The organism is Streptomyces sp. NBC_00513, assembly GCF_041431415.1.
Taxonomy (GTDB): domain Bacteria; phylum Actinomycetota; class Actinomycetes; order Streptomycetales; family Streptomycetaceae; genus Streptomyces.
The window spans coordinates 7842815-7860890 of record NZ_CP107845.1 but is presented as its reverse complement, the minus strand read 5'-3'; the positions used below and the strand labels follow the sequence as shown (position 1 = coordinate 7860890).

Genomic DNA, 18076 nt, shown 5'->3' with positions numbered 1-18076 from the left:
ACTATGCCACAGGCCCGATTGAAGCAGCCGCCTTCCACTTCGCGGCGATCCGCCCTCAGCACGAGGCAGCGGAGCGGAATCGGGCTGGGACCTGCGAAGTCGGGCAGACCAGGAGGAGAGCACTCCATGGAGAAACGGTGATCGGCTTGCTGGGTTTGACGGGGATCGACGTGGTGTACGCCTGCGCGGGGCTGGGGGCTCTGTGCGCGGCGATGCTGCGCCCACCGCCTTGGCGAAACGGCCGCTGTCACTGCCCATGGTGTTCCTGGCAGCTGGATTCCTGGTGTTCCTGCTGCCACTCGATGCGCTCCCCGACCTCGACCCCGTTCGGCACCGCGTCATGGTGGAGCACCTCACGGAGGTCTGTGTCGTGGTCGCGTTGATGGGCGCGGGTCTGGCCATCAACAGGCCACCGGGGCTGCGGGCCTGGGCGACGACATGGCGGCTGTTGGGCCTGGCCATGCCGCTGACGATCCTGCTGGTGGCGGCCGCTCTCGCTCCCACCGACCCCGTTCTCGCCGCCGAAGTGCGGGTGGGTGAGCCGACCGACGAGGAAGACGACGAGGACGAGGTCCGCTTCGCGTTGACCAGCGAGGCCGGACTCAATGACGGACTCGCCTTCCCCTTCGTCCTGGCCGCCATCGCGTTGACCACGGCCTCCGCGACGGGCTGGTCCACGGAATGACTCTGGCACTGGGTGTGGAGCGACATCCTGGTGCGCAGCGTGGTCGGGCTGCTGGTGGGACTCGCCGTCGGGCGGCTCCTGGGATGAATGTTCTTCCAGGCCGCCTGGAAAGCACTGCGGCTCGCCGAACATCGCGAGGGCTTCGTCGCGCTCGCCGCGACCTTTACGGCCTACGGGCTGACGGAGCTCCTCCACGGGTACGGCTTCCTCGCCGTCTTCGTCGCCGCCTGCACCATCCGCAACGCGGAACGCGCCCATGGCTACCACCGCGTCATGCACGCCTTCACCGACCAAGTGGAGCGGCTGCTCACCGCCGTCATCCTCTTTCTCGTCGGCGGCTACGTGGCCGATGGCGGTCTGGGAGCATTGACCTGGCGCGGAGCCCTCCTCGGCCTGGTTCTCTTCCTGCTGATCCGCCCGGTCGTGGGCTGGGCGGTCCAGATGCGGGGGAAGGCCTCGGGGAAGGAGCGGGTCGCCATCGCGGTGTTCGGCATCCGGGGCATCGGTTCCTTCTTCTACTTGGCCTACGCGCGCGGAGAGGCGGATTTCGCCGCACCCACGCGCGAGCTGTGGGCCGTGGTGACCTTCACCGTGCTGCTCTCCGTACTCCTGCACGGCATCGCGGCCACACCCGTCACCGCTCGGCTCGACCGCTCGAACCCCACCCGGTGAGACGACTCTTCCGTCCGCATCCATCGAACAGACGTAAGTTCATTCCATGGTGACGGCACGCTCATCGTTCGAAGCGCACCTGTACATGGACCTGCATCCCTGTGCGTGCGGTGCCGGCAACTTCGACCGCCGGCACCGGCTGCAACAGCACGGCGACGACCTCGTGGCCGGTTGCGAGGGCGCGTGTCGGCCGTGCGGGACGACCCGTCGTTTCGCTTTCCGTACGGCCGAGGAAATTCCCCCGCCTCCGCCCGCCTTCGGTGGTGCCGAACCCTCACGGATCATCGATCCGGGGGAATTCCTCGACGTCGCCTTTCGGATCTCGGAGTCCACGGGGCTCCGACTCCTCAACTCCCACCTGACGAGAAGATCGCGCCACGATCCCACGTGGCGATCGCCGCTGAGCGGCAGCTGATGGATGGGTGGGCCGAAGCCGTTGGTCAGCCAGTGGGACGATCTTGGTATGGCTGGTGTGATAACGGCGTCGGAGCCTTCCTGGACAGCCCCGTTCACCGGGCTGAGCCCGCGCCGGTTCGGCAAGCTGGTGATCGTTTTGCGGCGCGAGGGTGCGGACGGGGTCTGCAAGGGCGCCGGCCGTGGAGCCTTCCGCTGAAGGACAGGCTGCTGCTGATCGCGCCAGGCCGCGTGGTGCCGCGATACAGCCCCCGCTCCTGCGGTGTACGAAACCGCCGTCCGCAAAGAAAGGTTCTCGGGCACGCTTGAGGCGGCAGCCAGCGGGGCCCCGGCCACGAACCGATGCTCTCTTGGACAGGTCGCCAGGGCCACGCCGTCTCCAACCTCTTCTATTCCTCCAGCACCTTTCGGGTTTTCGGCCCGTAGGTGCCCCAGTTGTCAACTCGGATGCCCTGGTCCTTTTGGAACTGGGAAACTGCCGTCCTCAATCTCTTGTCGAATTGCCCGTTGATCTCGCCCTTGTACACCCCCCGCGCGGCCAGCAGCCGCTGTAGCTTCCGCACCTCCGCACCCGAGTCCCCCTGCCGAAGAGTCGGCTTCCCGCTGGTGGGACGGCTGGTGCCGGATGAAACGGAAGGGGTCGTGCCGGCCACAGGGACGGGGGGGGTCACACCCAGGGATGCAATGTCACTGCGCGGGGTTCCCAGCGTCATCCAACACGCCATGGCGGTCCCGCCGATCGCGATACCCGATGCCAGAGCGAGCAGAAGGGGTGTCAGCTGCCGGGGAGCGCGGCCGCTCCGCCCCCCGGACACGCAGTCGGCACAAGCACTCTGGGGTTCCCCGGCCGGCGCGCTCCCCTTCGGGGCTGGTGTGCCGTCAACGGAACGGAGTTGGAGGGTGTCGGAACTGCCCCGGGTGGGAGCCTGGGCTTTCGACCACGCTGGAACTTCCGGGGGTCGACGCAAGCCGTACACTGGCGTGTCGTCCGGCTGCAGTGCCACCGCGCTTCGCAGAGGTGACCGGGACGCCGAGGCCTCTGTCTCGCCGGGGTCGACCAGTGTCACGTATGGGCGTATGCGAGTCGGTTCAAAACCTGCACGCAGGGCACACCCGCAGTCGGCGTCGACGGTGCCGCAATCCGGACAACGGCTACCACTCACTGACATCCCTTATCTGTCGAGCCTGTTTCCACAGGCATCCATCTGCCGGTCGCCTATCGCGCACGCCGGGTCGCCGGGTCGCCGATCAGCTCGGAGATCCTGTCGAAGTGGCCACATCGCAACGGGTACGACTTCGTGTCCAGCGCCCCTCTCCGTGGTGCGATCTGGAACAGCTTGTACCGCTGAGACCGACAGCAACGCAGGCCGTGTGGACGGCACAGGAGGCGGCGCTCAATCAGCTATCTCGCGGTGGTAGGCCAAAGAGCAGGTGCCCGAAGGTTGTTGAACATTCGGGCCCTACGTTGGACGCCTCTCCGAGAATCCAACGGGCTTCAACAGATACAAGGCTGATCCCTGATTGGTCATTCGTGCTCCCCGTGTCCGCCCGTCCGGTTCCGTGCCGTACCGGCCCGGTTGCGCAGGACGAGGCTGACGGCGCGCGGTGCGCTGCCCATGGAGAGGGTGATCGGGGTTTACCTGGAGATGCCGGTCTCGGCCAGGACTCGGCGTAGCTGTCGACGTCCTGCTCGGATTCGGTGTCCATCGGGATGGCGTGCGCGGCGGCGGGTTTCGAGCCCAGCGCAGCCGGGGTCGGTCCGGATGCCCGTGCCGACACGGATGTCGATGCCGATGCGCCGGACAAGCCCGGCGAGGACGTCGCGTTGGTCTTCGTGCTCGCCCGGGGGCGGGCGCGGCCGGCGGAACGGAGACGCACGGGGTAGTGGCGGTGATGGCGACGACATCGTAATGATTCACCACGTCGGGCGTGCCGCCTGCCTTGTTCCCATGCCGTGCAAGCCAGTTGGGACGGTGCAGGCGGAGCTCGTGTTGGGGGAAGGTGCCCTGGTGGTGGCTGGTGGGGTCGCGGTGAGGTCTCACCCAGGCTCCGTAGCACCGGGCGGCGATGAAGCCGGGGGTGGTGGCAGTGGACCAGGTGGTGTCGAAGGGCCACTGGTTACGGTGTCCCCGCTGTACCGAGCCGAGGTTGGTCATCTCGGTGTGGTGGGCCTTGCCTCGCTTCGGAATGACGAAACGGACGGCCTCACCGCCACAACCACCGGGTGCCGCAATGTTGTTCTTGGTTCCCGGCCCGTCGATGCCCTTGCGTGTGAACGCGGCGGTGATGCCGGACTCGATCCCGTTCCTGAAGAGATAGCGCGTAAGCGCACGGTCGAAGGCCGCGGTTACCCCGCGAGCCATCACCGATACGGTCGCCACAACTGCGCCAACCCAGCGTCGACGGCAGTAGCGCTGGAACATGAACCGTCCTTGGAAGCGGGGGTGGCCTGAGGTGTCGTCGCCGACGGTCTAGGACGAATGGTCGGTGCCGGCCGCCCGACGGACCGTTCCACACGCCGAACCACAACCATTCAGAAACAAACACAGTCACACGCGTTCGCATATGACATCTGCTCGGATGCCCAGAGTCAAGAGCAGGCGGAAGGGTGAGATCCGCTCGTGACGTTCCCGTGTTGAGCCGCCCGTAACTGGTATGCGTCGGTACACCTGGCGATGGCGAAGTGACCGGGCTCGGGCACTTCGGCGCCGGCGGCCCGCGTCCTGCGAGACCCGCGGCCCGGCGAGCGGAACCGGTGCGGGACTGGTCGCCACACCCTCAACCTGGCGCGCCATGAACGGCAGCCGCCAACCACAAGATCACGATGGATGAGGGCCCCGACTCGAAGGCCGAAGCGGACTCGACCGCCGTAGAGTTTCGGGCCGTCGCGGCTCACAGGGGGCGGGTGGTGAAGAGCCTGTCCGACCTGCTCGTCCCTGTTCCTCACTGGAAGCCGCAGAACACGGCCGACCTGCCATGGGAACGTGCACGGCTGCTGCGTTGATCTTGGCGCCGATCGGGACGGGTCAGGTGCTGCCGGAGATGAAGCGGAGGTGCAGGGGCAGTGGTCGAGGAATGGCTTGATGCCCCGTCAACGCGATGCCGGCCTCTTTCGGGTCCGTGCGATTATGCATCCCATGGGTGAGCTGGTTGAGCGGGTCGATGAGCAGGACCACGTCGTCGCGGTCGTCGACCGCGGGAAGGCGATTCGGGAACGCTGGTTGCATCGTGTGGCCACGATCGTGTGCCGGGACGGCGACGGACGGATCCTCGTGCACCGTCGCCCGGACCATGCGTCTCGCTTCCCGGGGCAGTTCAACTGGATGTTCGGGGGCGCCGTCGACGTGGGCGAGTCGTACGAGGAAGCTGCGACCAGAGAATTGGCGGAGGAGCTCGGGGTCCATGCTCATCCCCGCTTCGTGCTCAAGTTCCTGTGCGACGGCGTCATCAGCCCCTACTGGCTGGGCCTTCATGAAGCCGTGGTCACAGCACCTGTTCAGCCCGACACCAAGGAAGTCGGCTGGTTCGACTGGCTGACCGAGCCCGGACTCGAAGCGATCGTCCACCGCTCCCAGTTCATCCCGGATGCCCGCGAGGCATTCGACCGATATCGAGCCCTGAGCGCCCCGAGGCCCCCTTCCGGATAGCGCGCCGGCACCTCCGACGACTGTTCCAGTGCAGGGTTGAGGCGAACCTCTCCGCCGGTGACCGAGGCGAATGCCTGGTCGGCGCCGGCCCAGGCGCACACCTCCCGCAGCGCCTCGGGCAGGTTGACTCGCGGCAGCGTCGCGCATCGCGTTGAACCCCGCCCGCAACTCTCGGCGGTCGGCGCCAACTCGACCAGCGACTGCACTGGCCCCTCGTCTCGGTAAGGTACTTGGCCGTCGAGTTCTCCCAAGTCCGTCGGCTACGAGGGCCCGAGCAACCCCAAGACAGGTGCCAATCCGGCCGGGCGCTGATCGACCGGCAGGTGGTCGACGAAGTGCACCGGGCACCCCAGGACCTGCGCGCCGCCGTCCGCGATGCGGTTGTCGCCGACCATCAGCACATCGGCGGGTGCCAGGCCGAGCCGACCGCAGGCGGCCCTGAAGATCGCCGGGTCGGGCTTCTGCACGCACAGCTCGAAAGAGAGCAGATAGGCATCGACCAGGTCGTCCAGTCCGTGTGCGCGGAAGATGGGTCGAAGATCCCATCCGATGTTGCTCACCACGGCCACCGGGATCCCTCGCCGACGCAGTTCACGCAACGTCGGTTCGGTGTCCGGGTAGGGCCGCCAGGCGGCAGGCGTCATATGGCGGTCGTAGAGCGCCTGCGCCAACTCCGGCACCGGCAGCCCGGCCTCCTGAGCCAATGCGGTGTACACGGCGCGGTGTTGATCGGCACCCAGGTCCCGCTCGCGCCAGAGTGCTTCGAGATGCGTGGGCACGTGCAGTGGCGACGGTCCACCTGGCAGTGCTCCGCACTCCGTCAGCCGCTGCACCCGAGAGGCGAACTCCTCGCCGGTCAGGGAGAGGTCGGCCGCTGTCAACACCGCGTCGAGCCACTCCTTGGTCGACTCGATGCGCAGCAGAGTGCCGGAGAAGTCGAACATCACCCCTTTGATCATGCAGTGATCGTACTGGCCGGCCGTGGACTGTCCAGTGCTCTGCGGACGAGTGCCTTCCGCGCAACATCCGCGTCTCGGCAGTCGCGGCCTGAGAATCGATGGACCAGGCAGAGGGCATCGCGCACGGCAGCCGCCCGCGCCGTGAGGTCTGTGGCCCACCCTCGCCCTCTTCCAGATTCGCATCTGCGCCCGAGACTGTCGGCGACTCAGGCCGATCCCTCAAGCTGCGTCCGTTCATGATCGCCACTCGTGGAAAGTCGCCGTGCGTGGAGATTTCCACCCCGCTTGCGGCACAGGGATACGCGCGATTGCCTTTTGACATGGGGTTGTTGCTGCATCACTGAAGAGCTCGTCGATGGCCCGAACGTGTTCGCCTGGCTCCCGGCCCCGCGGTCGTCCGCTCGCTTCGTGCAGTGTGCGGATCGCGCCGATGGGTGTCCGGTTGCTTGCGGCCCAGCGGCGGTGAGCAACTGCGCGAGAACTCCGGTTGGGTGCGGCGTCGCACGCCCGTGACGGATGTACCGCCCTCGGCAAGTCGTAGCGACACAGCCTCCTTACGGGCCGGGTGCGCTGAAAGATCACAACCGGATCTCACCCCTCCGCCTGGGCTTGACTCCACTGCTGCTTGACGATGTCATGTGCCAACACGTGTGAACGTGTCTATTTCTGATCGGTTGCGACTTGTCGTGGCGGCAGGGCCGTGGACGGCAGTCGTTGTCCCCGCGTTCCGCGACCACTGGTCGCCGCGCCGCAGATCGCCACCGCATCTCCCCTCACAAGAAGGACGGTTCATGTTCCAGCGTTACAGCCGCACACGGCGGTTCAGTGCGGCCTTGGCTGCCGTGTTGGTGGTGGGCCTCGGGGCAACCGACGCCTTCGCCGACCGTGCGCTGACACCCCTTCCGTTCAAGGACGGGTTCGAGTCCGGAGCCACCTCCGCGTTTCCCCGCAAGGGCATCGATGGCACGGGCACCGTGGACGTCAAGTCCGCGCCCGGCGGGCGTGGTGGCAAGGCCGTCCGGTTCGCCATGCCGGACGACGGAAAGTCCTACCGCACCGAGATAGCCACGGCTCGTGTGCCGTACGGGAGCTACCGGTACACCTTCGCCAACTACCTTCCCAATGATTGGATTCGCTACGACGCACAGACCATCGTCTCCCAGTGGCACGGCGGGACGGGCACCTACCCGGCTGTCGTCCTGGCCGTCAAGAACGACCGCTGGATGATGGTCGTCCACTGGCGGGACGGCTCGGAGAAGGTGGACGAGAGCAGGAAGCCGGCGCACGAGGTCAAGTACGACCTCGGCCCGGTGCAATTCGGCCACTGGAACCAGTGGTCCTTCGACATCACCTGGTCAACCAAGGGCACCACCGGCTCCATCACCGCCCGGCTCGACGGTGCCCAGGTGGGATCACACCACGGCCCCAACAGCTATCACCAGGACACCGCCCCCTACCACAAGATCGGTCTGTACCGACCCAACTGGCAGGCTTGGAAGGGGCACAAGGCAGGCGGCACACCGGCCGTGGTGAACTACTACGACGACGTCACCATCAGCGCCATCTCCCCGGGGGCGGCCGCGCCACCGGCCACGTCCTCCGCGAAGACCACGCCGCCCTCCGCACCCGACGCGTCCGACGCATCGGCATCCCCTGCGGCACAGGCACCCGCGTCGGCGCAGGCATCCGCGCCGACCCTGGCGACGGGACCGGCCGCGCCGGGCTCGACACCCGACGCCGCGGATGACATCCCCATGGACACCGGCTCCGACCAGGACACCGACAACAACGCCAAGCCCTTGGCCGAGACCGGCGCCTCCAGCCAAACCCCGATCATCCTCGCCTTCGGCAGCGCACTGCTCGCCGCCGGCATTGTCCTCGTACTCCGCGGTCGCGCCAGGGTGGCGCGGCTCCTGGCCGGTGGCCGGAGGGGGTAACCGAAGCGGGTGCGGGCGAGCCGGCTCCTACCGCGCGCACGGCCTCCGCCGCGCTGGTGTCGTTGGGCAGTCAGGAGCTGCCTACCCAACTGAGGTGCGGGGCGTTCGGGTGCTCCCGGCTTTCTCGCCCGGTAATGCCCCGTGATGATCGGGGACGGCCCTGCGCGCGGCGGACAGGGACCCTGCCCACCGCCCAGCACTTCGCGGCGGAGGCCTTCGCAGGTACCTACCGGACCGTCGCCTGGGGCGCCGGGCCCGAGTACGCCTGGCGGCCGTACCTGCTGATCTGCCTGCGCCACCTGGAGGCCGCACAGACGGACGAATGCCGGCGCTACGGCGGGGCAGATCGCCGCCATGCTCCGGCGGCCGGCAAGCGCCGCACCCGGGACCTCGGCCGCCACCTCCAAGCGTGCGCCGGCTGCGCGCGGGCCGAACGCGACCTGCGCGACGTCAACGGCCGCCTCGGGGTGCTGTTGCTGAGCGGAATCCTGCTGTGGAAGCTGCCAGGACTCTCTCAAGCAATCTGCCGTGTCGGCGAGATGATCCGTGAGGAGCGCTCGGCCGGCCGGCCGAGTGAGGGAGCCGTGAGAGATGAAGCCCGGTGCGATGACCCAATGAGAAGGGGGAACGGTCGTCATGCAAACCTGCCCGAACGGGCACCAGTCCGCCTACGAGCACTGGTGCGAGGTCTGCGGCAACCCCATGAGGGCCGCCACGAGCACCCCCGCAGCGGCTGCCTTCGGCTACGGCCGTCCCATGGCCGGTGAGCCGACCGCGCCGGTGGAGATGTGCCCGCAGTGCTGCACCCAGCGCGAGGGTGTGGCCCCGTTCTGCGAGGTATGTAGGTACACCTTTCCAATGTGGTCGGTGGCCTTGCACACCGCGGACGCGCCACATCCGGGCTTGGCGGCGGGCAACCCGCGCATGGGCATCCCGCCACAGCGGTCCCCGTCGGCCCTCCCACAGGCCCCCTTCGACCACCACGGCCCGCGGCCGGCTTGGGTGGAACTGCCGGCCGAGCCGCTCGGGCACGAGGACGGCCAACTGCTCTCACCGCCCGGGGCCGATCAGCAGCCGTACGTGCAACACCTCCAACAGGAGTACCAGCAGCCCTCATCGCATCGTCAACAGCAGGACTACGCATCCCAGGGTCAGGCCCCGTCGCAGATCGGTGGCCCCTGGAGCGCGACGGTCGGCCCCGACCGCTCGTACTTCATGGCGATGATACAGAGAAGCCCCGAGGCGGTCGGACTGAATCTGCCCGCGTACTCCCCCGAGCAGCACCTCGCGCTCTCCGGCGGTCAGATCACCATCGGCCGGCGGCGCGCCTCCTCGGGCGAGTCCCCGGACATCGACCTCTCGGTGCCCCCCGAGGACCCGGGCGTCTCCCACCAGCACGCGATGCTCGTCCAGCAGCCCGACGGAACCTGGTCCGTGATGGACCAGAACTCCACCAACGGCACCACCATCAACGGCGGTGAGGAACCGATCCAGCCGTACGTCCCGATCCCCCTCGGCGACGGCGACCAGGTCCACGTCGGCGCCTGGACCACGATCACCGTCCACCATGGTTGCTGAGGATCTCGGTGCCGTCGAGTGATGACGGTTGGTGATCGTTGCGGTATGCCGGTGGTACGCGTTGTTCGGAGGGCGGGGGACGGGGGCCTTGACGCTGAGCGTCGGGCTTTTCGCGAGATGAACATGCTCCAGGCGGGCGCGGTTCGCGGCCGCGAGGAGACCGCGGAGCTCGCCATCGCCGGCGCTGCGCAGTGACCGCGGTCTGCGCGGGTTCGTGGACGCTGGTACACCGCTGGGGTCGGGCATCGGCGGCAGGACGGTCCTACTGGAGGTCGGGGGAACCGCGGTCCTCGTCAGGCAGGTCGGAGGGTGTTCCAGCGTCGGGCGCAGAACTCCTTGTCCGCTACGCACCGGTCGCCGCAGTGATGGACAACTTCTATCGCGCGTTCCAACAGGCAAGTCGAGCAACTCCCATCCGATGGCGGCGATCCGTCGCCTGGTGCGAAGTACGTGATGACCCAGCGCGTGACACTCGCAGTCGCCCGGCCCGTGCGGCCAGGCGGCCACGGCCACAACCGCCCGTCAGGCCTCGTCGTCCGGGCGGAAGATGTCTTCTATCGTCCGGTTGAAGACGTGTGCGATACGGAAGGCGAGCGGGAGGCTCGGATCGAAACGTCCGCGCTCGATTGAGAGCAAGTGTGACATTGGGCGTCAAGCACACTTGACCATGGTGCGCTCACCGAGCGGAACCCAGCCCCGTTGGTGCCCATCTCGGCAACCGCCCAGCGGGCGGCGTGGTCGGCGCCTGAGACCGAGCGCATGTCCCTCGACCAGGTTCGCCACCCGGCACGTTCCTCCCTTGCTCCCCCGCCGCCTACAAGACGACAGCCCGTACGTTCCTGGGTCGCCTGCATCTTGCGTCGACGCCGGCCTCGATCCCCGGGTCCGGCGACGGGTGGTGATGCGACTCCCTGCTCATCGTCCAGGTGACTGGCGTTGCCGGACACCATGTCCAGAACCTGCCGTGGGGGCCGCAGGCCGCCGTCGTTCATGCGGGTGGCGACAACGGGCATGCCCGCGGAGCGGGCGAGCCAGTACGTGGTGCCGTCGGGCGTGAGGAGGGTGATGCCGGGTGCCTGCGGCGGCGATCCGGTGTCCGGGGCGGCCGGCGACGGGGACGGCGGCGCCAAGGGGACGTCGAGGCGTAGTGGTTCGCGCGGGCGGGGGCGGAGGCGCGGGCTTCGACGAGACGGCCGGTGAGGGTGTCGGTGAAGACGAGGCGGTCGTCGACCCAGCGGGCGCCTTCGGCGAGTTCGTGGGTACCGCGGGCCCGGACGGTGAGGGGCGGGGGCCGGTGGGATGGTTGTTGGGTGTATGGGGAGCCTCGGGGTCAGCGCAGGGTGGTGCCGGCGGGGGTGTCGAGGAGGGCGAGGTCGGTACGGGTGGGCAGGCCTTCCCAGTCGCCGCGGGTGGCGACGGCGAACGCGGCGGTGGCGGTGGCACGGTGGAGGCGTTGCTCGGTGGTGAGATTGTCGAGGACCCCGGAGAGGTAGGCGGCGACGAAGGCGTCGCCGGCGCCGATGACGTCCACGACGGGCACGCGGCGGGCTGGAGCGTGGTGTGTCCCGTCGGCGGTGGTGATGCTGGCGCCGTTGCCGCCGCGGGTGAGGACCACTTCGCGCGTGCCCTGAGCGAGGAGTGCTGTGACGGCATGGTCCTCGTCGTCGGCTGGGTCGTCGGCGACGAGGTGGAGTTCGTCGGCGGAGGCGATGAGGATGTCGGCGTGGCGGGCCAGGGGCAGCAGGACCTGTCGGGCCTGGTGGTGGGCCCACAGGCGGGCATGGTGGTTGACGTCGAGGCAGACGGTGGTGCCGAGTTCCCGGGCTCGGGTGGCTGCGGCGAGGACGGCCTGGGCTGCGGTGGGGCCGAGGGCGGGGGCAATGCCGGTGAGATGGAGGATGCGGGTGCCGGGGTGGAGGGCGGGTAGGACGTCGTCGGGGTGGAGGGCGGATCCGGCGGAGCGGTCGCGGTAGTAGTGGACCGTGGCGAGGTCGCCGATGCCGTCCTCGCGTACGAGCAGGCCGGTGGGCCGGCCCTGGGTGTCGGTGCGGGCGTGAGAGGTGTCGACGCCTTCGGCGCGCAGGGTGCGCAGGATCAAGGCGCCGAACGGGTCGGCGCCGACCCGGCCGACCCATGCAGTGCGGTGACCGAGGCGGGCCAGGCAGATGGCGACGTTGGACTCGGCCCCGGCGACGGACAGTTCCATGGGCGGAGCGAGCCTGATTGGTCTGGTGGCCCGCAGCGCGGCCATCGCCTCCCCCACGGTCACCACCTCGGGGACCGGGTTGGCGGCCGGGACAGGTGCTGGGCCGGCGTCGGGGGTGGTCACGCGGTCACCGCCCGGGTGAGGGCGGTGCGCCACTGCGCGGCGCGGGCGCGCAGCGCTGCCTGGTCGCCGCCGTCGCCGATGAGCGGGGAGCCGGCTCCGACGGCGACGGCCCCGGCGGCGAGGGCGGCATCGGCGGCCCGGGCTGCGTCGTCGACGCTCAGGACGGGCCCTGCGCCGATCAGCGCCTCGTGTCCCAGCTCGCGGCGAGCCTGTTCGATCACCCAGAGAGCGTCGTCGGTGGTGAGGGTCACCTCGCTCGCGGTGATCCCTTCCCCGGCCAGGGTGAGCACGGTTTGTAGGGCGGCGTCACGGTCGCTCCCGCGCACGATGGCGAGGGAGCGGTACGGCAGGTCGGTCAGGATCATGGGGGTCTCCCGTTGGTGGAACGGCCTCGGGGAGTCGGCGCCCGTGGGAGACGGTCCCGCGTGTCATGGCCGTGTGCTCTGCTGAGCCCTGCAGTTATAGCCACCTGGCAGCTTAGCTGCCAAGGGATTGCGCCTCTCTGCCGAAAGCTCCCGGGCCGATGCCGACCTTTCCCAGGGCCTGGGGCGCCCTTCACGCCGTAGGGCAGATGGGTCACTCGGAACCTCTCCGCACGAGCCGGTCTGCAGGGAAGCCCACCGTGACCGCCCGGACCAGAGGCTCGAGACCTCGGACCCGGTGCGGCCTGCGGCGACCGCGCCGACCCCGCACCGTGCCGTACCGGGTCCACCGCGCCGGAGCCGTGACGCGAGGGCCGGGACGCTGCCCGCCCTCGTCGCGCCGAGGGCGCCCGAGCCGGACAGCGCCGGGTCAGAATCCGAGGTCGTGACCGGTTTCCTCGATGTGGTCGGCCATGGCCCGGGCCGCGCGTTCAGGGTCGCCTGCGGCGATGGCGTCCAGGATGTGCCGGTGTGCCTCGATCGTGGCGCCCTGGCACTCGCCCCGTTGTTCACGGCCTCGGTAGCTCGCGCGGCGCGCGTCGAGCAGGGCCCCGTTCATGGCGGCAAGGAGGAATGAGAAGACCTCGGACGCGGCGAGTTCGGAGACGGCATGGTGGAAGGCGAGGTCGGCCGCTATGAACGCCTCGGGGTCGCCCACAGCGCCGACCATGGTCTCCAGCGCGCGTTCGGCCTCCGCGGTGGAGCCGTGCCCGGCGGCGATCCGGGCCGCGGCCCGCCGGGCGAGTTCACACTCGATCACCCGGCGGGTATCGAGCAGGTCCCGCAGGTCCATCGACTGCTGATTGAGCCGGAATTCGAGGATCTGCGTCAGGACGGCGGGCGACGGAGTCGCCACCCGCGCCCGCTTGCCCTGGCTGGAGACGAGGACACCTCGGGCGGTCAGAGTGCGGATCGCCTCGCGCACCGCGAGACGGTTGACACCGTGCCGTTCGGCGAGCTCGCCCTCGGCGGGAATCTCGTCCCCCTCGCGGAGCCGGCGCTGCCTGATCTCCTCGATGATCTCCCGCGCCACGGTGTCGCTCAGCGTCAGTCGCTCGATCGTCATGCCGCCCACCCCGCTTCGGCGGCACGCCCCGCGCGGCCGGCCCGCGGGGCGAAGGGCCCGGCGGATGCCGGTACTCGAAACAGGTGACACAAGGGCAGACGGCAGGTGTTCACCGGCGTCATACTGCCATGACCGCTACCGGGTGGGGCCGCGAGAGAACCGGACGAACCGCTCCGGTCCCCGCAGCGCGAGGCCCTCGGCGCGCGGGCCGCTCTGAGGTGCACATTCATGTGCCCCCCTCCTCTCCTTGAGTGCCTGTCAGACGCCACATCATTGCTTGACAGCATAGCTGCCAAGTAACACCATCGTGCCCTGATCCACCAATGGCGGGCCCGAGATCGTCCCGACCATCCCCGCCGTCCTGCCCCGGGCGTTCGTTCCGCCCCGCGGGAAGTGGACCCGACATCGAGAAGGAGGGGTGGCGACCATGCTCCGGCAGCCCGCCGCCGAACCTGCCCGCGCGGCCCTCACGGGTGGTGGGGTTTGAGTCTCCTGCGGAGTGCGACCTGGTGGGACGACCCCGGTAAGGCCGGCTTCGTCGCCCGACATCACATGCGCCAACTCGGCCTCACCCGGGACCAGTTGCGGGAGAAGCCGGTAGTGGGGATCTGCAACAGCTGGTCGGAGCTGACCCCCTGCAACGCCCACCTGCGGGTCCTGGCCGAATCCGTGCGCCGCGGCATCACCGCCGCCGGCGGACTCGCCCTGGAGTTCCCGACCATGTCCATCGGCGAACCTCTCATGCGGCCCACCTCCATGCTCTTCCGCAACCTGATGAGCATGGATGCCGAGGAGACCATCCGCGCCAACCCGCTGGACGCCGTCGTCCTGCTCGGGGGCTGCGACAAGACCCTGCCGGCCCAGCTCATGGGAGCGATCAGCGTCGACCTGCCCGCCATCGCCCTGTCCGGCGGCCCGATGCTCACCGGGCGCTTCCGCGGCACAACGGTGGGTTCAGGCACCGACATCTGGCGCATGAGCGAGGATCGGCGCGCCGGACGCATCACCGACGCCGACTTCGAGGAGTTCGAGGGCTGCCTGGCCCGCTCCGCAGGCCACTGCATGACCATGGGCACCGCCTCCACCATGGGCTGTGTCACCGAGGCCCTCGGCCTCTCCCTGCCCGGTGCGGCCGCCCTGCCCGCGGTCGACGCCCGCCGCGCCCAGCTCGCCGAGCAGTCCGGCGCCCGCGCCGTCGAACTCGCCCGCGAGGGCCTGCGCCCTTCCCACATCCTCACCCGTGAGGCGTTCGCCAACGCCGTCGTCGTCAACGCCGCCATCGGCGGCTCGACCAACGCCGTGCTGCACCTGCTCGCGATCGCCGGCCGCGCCGGCGTGCCGATCGGCCTCGACGACTTCGACACCATCGGCCGCGCCGTCCCCCTGCTCGCCGACCTGATGCCCAGTGGCCGCTTCCTCATGGAGGACTTCGCCTACGCCGGCGGCCTGCCCGCCCTGATGACCGAACTCGGCGACCTCCTCGACCACACCGCGCTCACCGTCACCGGCCGCACCCTCGGCGACAACCTACAAGGCCACCAGGTCTGGAACCGCGAAGTCATCCACACCCTCGACAAACCGGTGCAACCGCCCGACAGCGGCACCGCCGTCCTGCGCGGCAACCTCGCCCCCGGCGGCGCGGTCGTCAAACAGTCCGCCGCCTCACCCCATCTCCTGCACCACCGAGGCCCCGCCCTGGTCTTCGACAGCATCGAGGACTACCTGCGCGCCGCCGACGACCCCCACCTGCCGGTCGACGCCGACACCGTCCTCGTCGTCCGCAACCTCGGCCCCCGCGGCTACCCGGGGATGCCCGAACTCGGCAACCTCCCGCTGCCGGCGAAGCTGCTCGCCCGAGGAGTCAGCGACATGGTCCGGATCTCCGATGCCCGGATGAGCGGCACCGCGTACGGCACCGTCGTCCTGCACGTCGCGCCGGAGGCCGCGGCCGGCGGACCGCTCGCCCTGGTCCGCACCGGTGACTCCATCGAACTCGACGTGGCGGCCCGCACCCTCCACCTCGACGTCGACGACGACGAACTCGCCGTCCGCCGGACCGGGTGGACTCCACCCGCCCGGGCGTGCGAGCGCGGCTGGACCCGCCTCTACACCGACCACGTCCTCCAGGCCGACCAAGGCGCCGACCTCGACTTCCTGGTCGGCGGATCCGGCGACCAGCCCGCGAAGGCACCCTTCTGATGGGCGCCGGCACCAACCCGCTCCACGGTGCCACGCCGATCGAGACACCCGACCCCGCAAAGGCTTCCCTCCGATGACAGCCCACCTGCTCCACGGCGTCATGCCTGTACTCGAAGTGCCGTTCACCGCGGACGGCGGCCTGGACCCCGGCGGCTTCGACCGCACCGTGCGCCACGTCCTCGGCACCGGCGTCACCGCCGTCATGTTCCCCGGCTTCGCCGGCGAGTTCCACAAGCTCACCGACGACGAACGCACCCTGCTCACCCGCCGCCTGCTCGACATCACCACCACCCGGCCCGACGTCGCCGCCGTCATCTCGATCCCCGACCACGCCACCCGCGTCGCCGTCGAACGCGCCACCGCCGCCGTCACCGCCGGCGCCGACGCGATCAACCTGCTCCCGCCCCACTTCCTCGGCCCGCCGCCCGCCGAGGTGCACCGGCACGTCACCGCCGTCCTACGCGCCGTCGCCCCCACGCCGGTGATCCTCCAGTACGCACCCACCCAGACCGGATCGGCCTTCACCGCACAGTCTCTGCGCCATCTCGCGGCCGAGCACCCCAACCTGGCCGCCGTGAAGATCGAGACGGCGCTGCCCGGCCGACTGGCCGAAGACCTCGCCACCGGAACACCCGCCTTGCGCTCCTTCGTCGGCTACGCCGGACTGCAACTGGCCGACGCACTGCGGCGCGGCATCGCCGGAGTTCAGCCCGGCTGCTCCTTCACCGAGATCTACCAGCGCATCTGGCGGCTCTGGCACGAAGGCGACCAGGCCGGCGCGCTCGCCCTCCACGCCAAGCTCGTTCCCTACCTGGCCTACTGGATGCAGGAGGTCGAACTGATCATCACGGTGGAGAAACTCATCTCCGTCCGCCGCGGCCTCATCGACGATCCACACTGCCGCCACCCCGCCCGCAGCCTGGACCCGCAGGAGAGGGCGGGAGTCGACCGGTTCCTCGCGGAGTTCGACGATCTCCTGCGGCCCGTCCGAAACTGGAGCCGATCATGATTGACCTCACCGACCGCGCCGTCCTCGTCACCGGCGCCGCGCGCGGAATCGGCGCGGCCGTCGCGGACGCGGCGGTCCACGCGGGCGCCCGCGTCGGACTGCTCGACATCGACGCCGACCGCCTGCGCCGCACGGCGCTGCGCATCGGCCCGGCAGCCGCATGGGCCGTCTGCGACATCACCCGCGAGGACCAGGTCGCCGACGCGGTGGCGGCACTGCGCGAGGAAATCGGCCCGGCCAGCGGGCTGGTCAACAACGCCGGGCGCAACGCCTACGCCGACCCCGTCGCGATGACGACCGAGCAGTGGGACGAGGTGTTCGGCGTCGACCTCAAGAGCGCCTGGCTGATGGCCCGCCAGGTCCTGCCCGACATGCTGACCGCGAGCCACGGCTCCATCGTCAACATCGCCTCCATGCACGCCACCCTCACCTGCCCCGGCATGTTCCCCTACGCCGCCGCCAAATCCGGCCTCGTCGGCCTTACCCGCTCCCTCGCCCTCGAAGTCGGCCCGCGCAACGTCAGGGTGAACGCCGTCAGTCCCGGCTACATCGAAACCGACCTGCTCACCGAATACTTCGACCGGGAACCACCAGAGGTCCGCCAGATCGCCACCGACAAACACATCCTCGGACGCCTCGGCACACCCCGCGACATCGCCACCGTCGTCGTCTTCCTCCTCTCCGACGCCGCCGCCTTCGTCACCGGCGCCCACTGGGCCGTCGACGGCGGCGTCTCCGCCCGCTTCGCATAACCCCCGCCACACCCCGACCGACAGGACACCGCCCCGCCCCTCCGCACCATCGACCACACCGGCACGACCGGCTCCGTTGGGCGGAGGGGTCCACACGCCCCACCGGTTACGGAGGGCCGCCGTGACACGGCCTCCCCTCGGCCAACCGTTCGACGGCGGTATGGGACGGCACCCAGGCCGACCGGAGCAATTCACCGAACAACCCTCCCCTCCCCCGGCGATACCGGCAAACGTTCCGCCAATACGGCGACCGTCCCTCCGTCCCGCGCCCGATCGATCCGATCGGTGCGGGCTCTTCAGGACCCGCCACGCCGCGTACGGCCTGGCGCTGCCTTCCTGGCCGCGGCGCCGAGCGCGGACCGACGCGGACGCGTCCCCTGCCCGAAGACCACCCGAGGCGACAACTC

General features: G+C 69.6%; 12 protein-coding genes and 2 pseudogenes. 9 read left to right on the top strand and 5 right to left on the bottom strand.

Annotated elements, in window-relative coordinates; genetic code table 11:
• Positions 1-155 precede the first annotated feature (155 nt).
• The 3 genes and pseudogenes from OHA84_RS35405 to OHA84_RS35395 form a co-directional block, all read left to right on the top strand.
• Positions 156-1357, top strand: a pseudogene (locus tag OHA84_RS35405) (cation:proton antiporter).
• 46 nt (positions 1358-1403) lie between these two features.
• On the top strand, positions 1404-1772 hold the full coding sequence (locus OHA84_RS35400) for a hypothetical protein (RefSeq protein ID WP_371591550.1): 369 nt from the start codon (positions 1404-1406) through the stop codon (positions 1770-1772).
• Between the two features lie 48 nt (positions 1773-1820).
• Positions 1821-1993, top strand: a pseudogene (locus OHA84_RS35395) (IS5/IS1182 family transposase); the annotation flags it as partial.
• A 167-nt stretch (positions 1994-2160) separates the two neighbouring features.
• On the opposite strand, the gene OHA84_RS35390 reads toward OHA84_RS35395, so the two are convergent.
• Positions 2161-2484: a peptidoglycan-binding protein gene (locus tag OHA84_RS35390; protein ID WP_371591548.1), complete on the bottom strand. Its 324-nt coding sequence runs from the start codon at positions 2482-2484 to the stop codon at positions 2161-2163.
• Positions 2485-4908: 2424 nt separating this feature from the next.
• Between OHA84_RS35390 and OHA84_RS35385 the strand changes: the two genes are divergently transcribed.
• Complete coding sequence (locus OHA84_RS35385; protein ID WP_266967513.1) at positions 4909-5418, top strand: NUDIX hydrolase; 510 nt, start codon at positions 4909-4911, stop codon at positions 5416-5418.
• Between the two features lie 260 nt (positions 5419-5678).
• Here the strand turns inward: OHA84_RS35385 and OHA84_RS35380 are convergent, their stop codons facing one another.
• Positions 5679-6377 (bottom strand): HAD family hydrolase, encoded by a 699-nt coding sequence (locus tag OHA84_RS35380; RefSeq protein ID WP_266967515.1) that lies wholly within the window; start codon positions 6375-6377, stop codon positions 5679-5681.
• 791 nt (positions 6378-7168) lie between these two features.
• On the opposite strand from OHA84_RS35380, the gene OHA84_RS35375 reads away from it, so the two are divergent.
• Together OHA84_RS35375 and OHA84_RS35370 are read left to right on the top strand one after the other, a co-directional pair.
• The gene (locus OHA84_RS35375) at positions 7169-8314 is read left to right on the top strand and encodes a polysaccharide lyase (RefSeq protein WP_266967517.1); all 1146 of its coding nucleotides are present in this window, start codon (positions 7169-7171) and stop codon (positions 8312-8314) included.
• A gap of 636 nt (positions 8315-8950) precedes the next feature.
• Positions 8951-9892 carry an FHA domain-containing protein gene (locus tag OHA84_RS35370; protein WP_266967519.1) on the top strand — a complete coding sequence of 314 codons (942 nt, stop codon included), beginning with the start codon at positions 8951-8953 and terminating at the stop codon, positions 9890-9892.
• A 1330-nt stretch (positions 9893-11222) separates the two neighbouring features.
• On the opposite strand, the gene OHA84_RS35365 is transcribed toward OHA84_RS35370, so the two are convergent.
• The 3 genes from OHA84_RS35365 to OHA84_RS35355 all read right to left on the bottom strand — a co-directional run bounded on the left by OHA84_RS35365 (position 11223) and on the right by OHA84_RS35355 (position 13709).
• The gene (locus OHA84_RS35365) at positions 11223-12221 is read right to left on the bottom strand and encodes a sugar kinase (RefSeq protein ID WP_266967521.1); all 999 of its coding nucleotides are present in this window, start codon (positions 12219-12221) and stop codon (positions 11223-11225) included.
• Positions 12218-12586 carry a hypothetical protein gene (locus tag OHA84_RS35360; RefSeq protein WP_266967522.1) on the bottom strand — a complete coding sequence of 123 codons (369 nt, stop codon included), beginning with the start codon at positions 12584-12586 and terminating at the stop codon, positions 12218-12220. Before OHA84_RS35360 ends, OHA84_RS35365 begins: the two co-directional genes overlap by 4 nt.
• 427 nt (positions 12587-13013) lie before the next feature.
• A complete protein-coding gene (locus OHA84_RS35355) occupies positions 13014-13709 on the bottom strand; it encodes a FadR/GntR family transcriptional regulator (RefSeq protein ID WP_266967524.1) in 696 nt (231 codons plus the stop codon).
• Positions 13710-14192: 483 nt separating this feature from the next.
• On the opposite strand from OHA84_RS35355, the gene OHA84_RS35350 reads away from it, so the two are divergent.
• The 3 genes from OHA84_RS35350 (at position 14193) to OHA84_RS35340 (ending at position 17669) form a co-directional block, all read left to right on the top strand.
• A complete protein-coding gene (locus OHA84_RS35350) occupies positions 14193-15908 on the top strand; it encodes an IlvD/Edd family dehydratase (RefSeq protein ID WP_266967526.1) in 1716 nt (571 codons plus the stop codon).
• A 73-nt stretch (positions 15909-15981) separates the two neighbouring features.
• A complete protein-coding gene (locus tag OHA84_RS35345; RefSeq protein WP_266967528.1) occupies positions 15982-16917 on the top strand; it encodes a dihydrodipicolinate synthase family protein in 936 nt (311 codons plus the stop codon).
• The gene (locus tag OHA84_RS35340) at positions 16914-17669 is read left to right on the top strand and encodes an SDR family NAD(P)-dependent oxidoreductase (RefSeq protein WP_266967530.1); all 756 of its coding nucleotides are present in this window, start codon (positions 16914-16916) and stop codon (positions 17667-17669) included. The genes OHA84_RS35345 and OHA84_RS35340 overlap by 4 nt, the downstream gene beginning before the upstream one ends.
• Positions 17670-18076 lie beyond the last annotated feature (407 nt).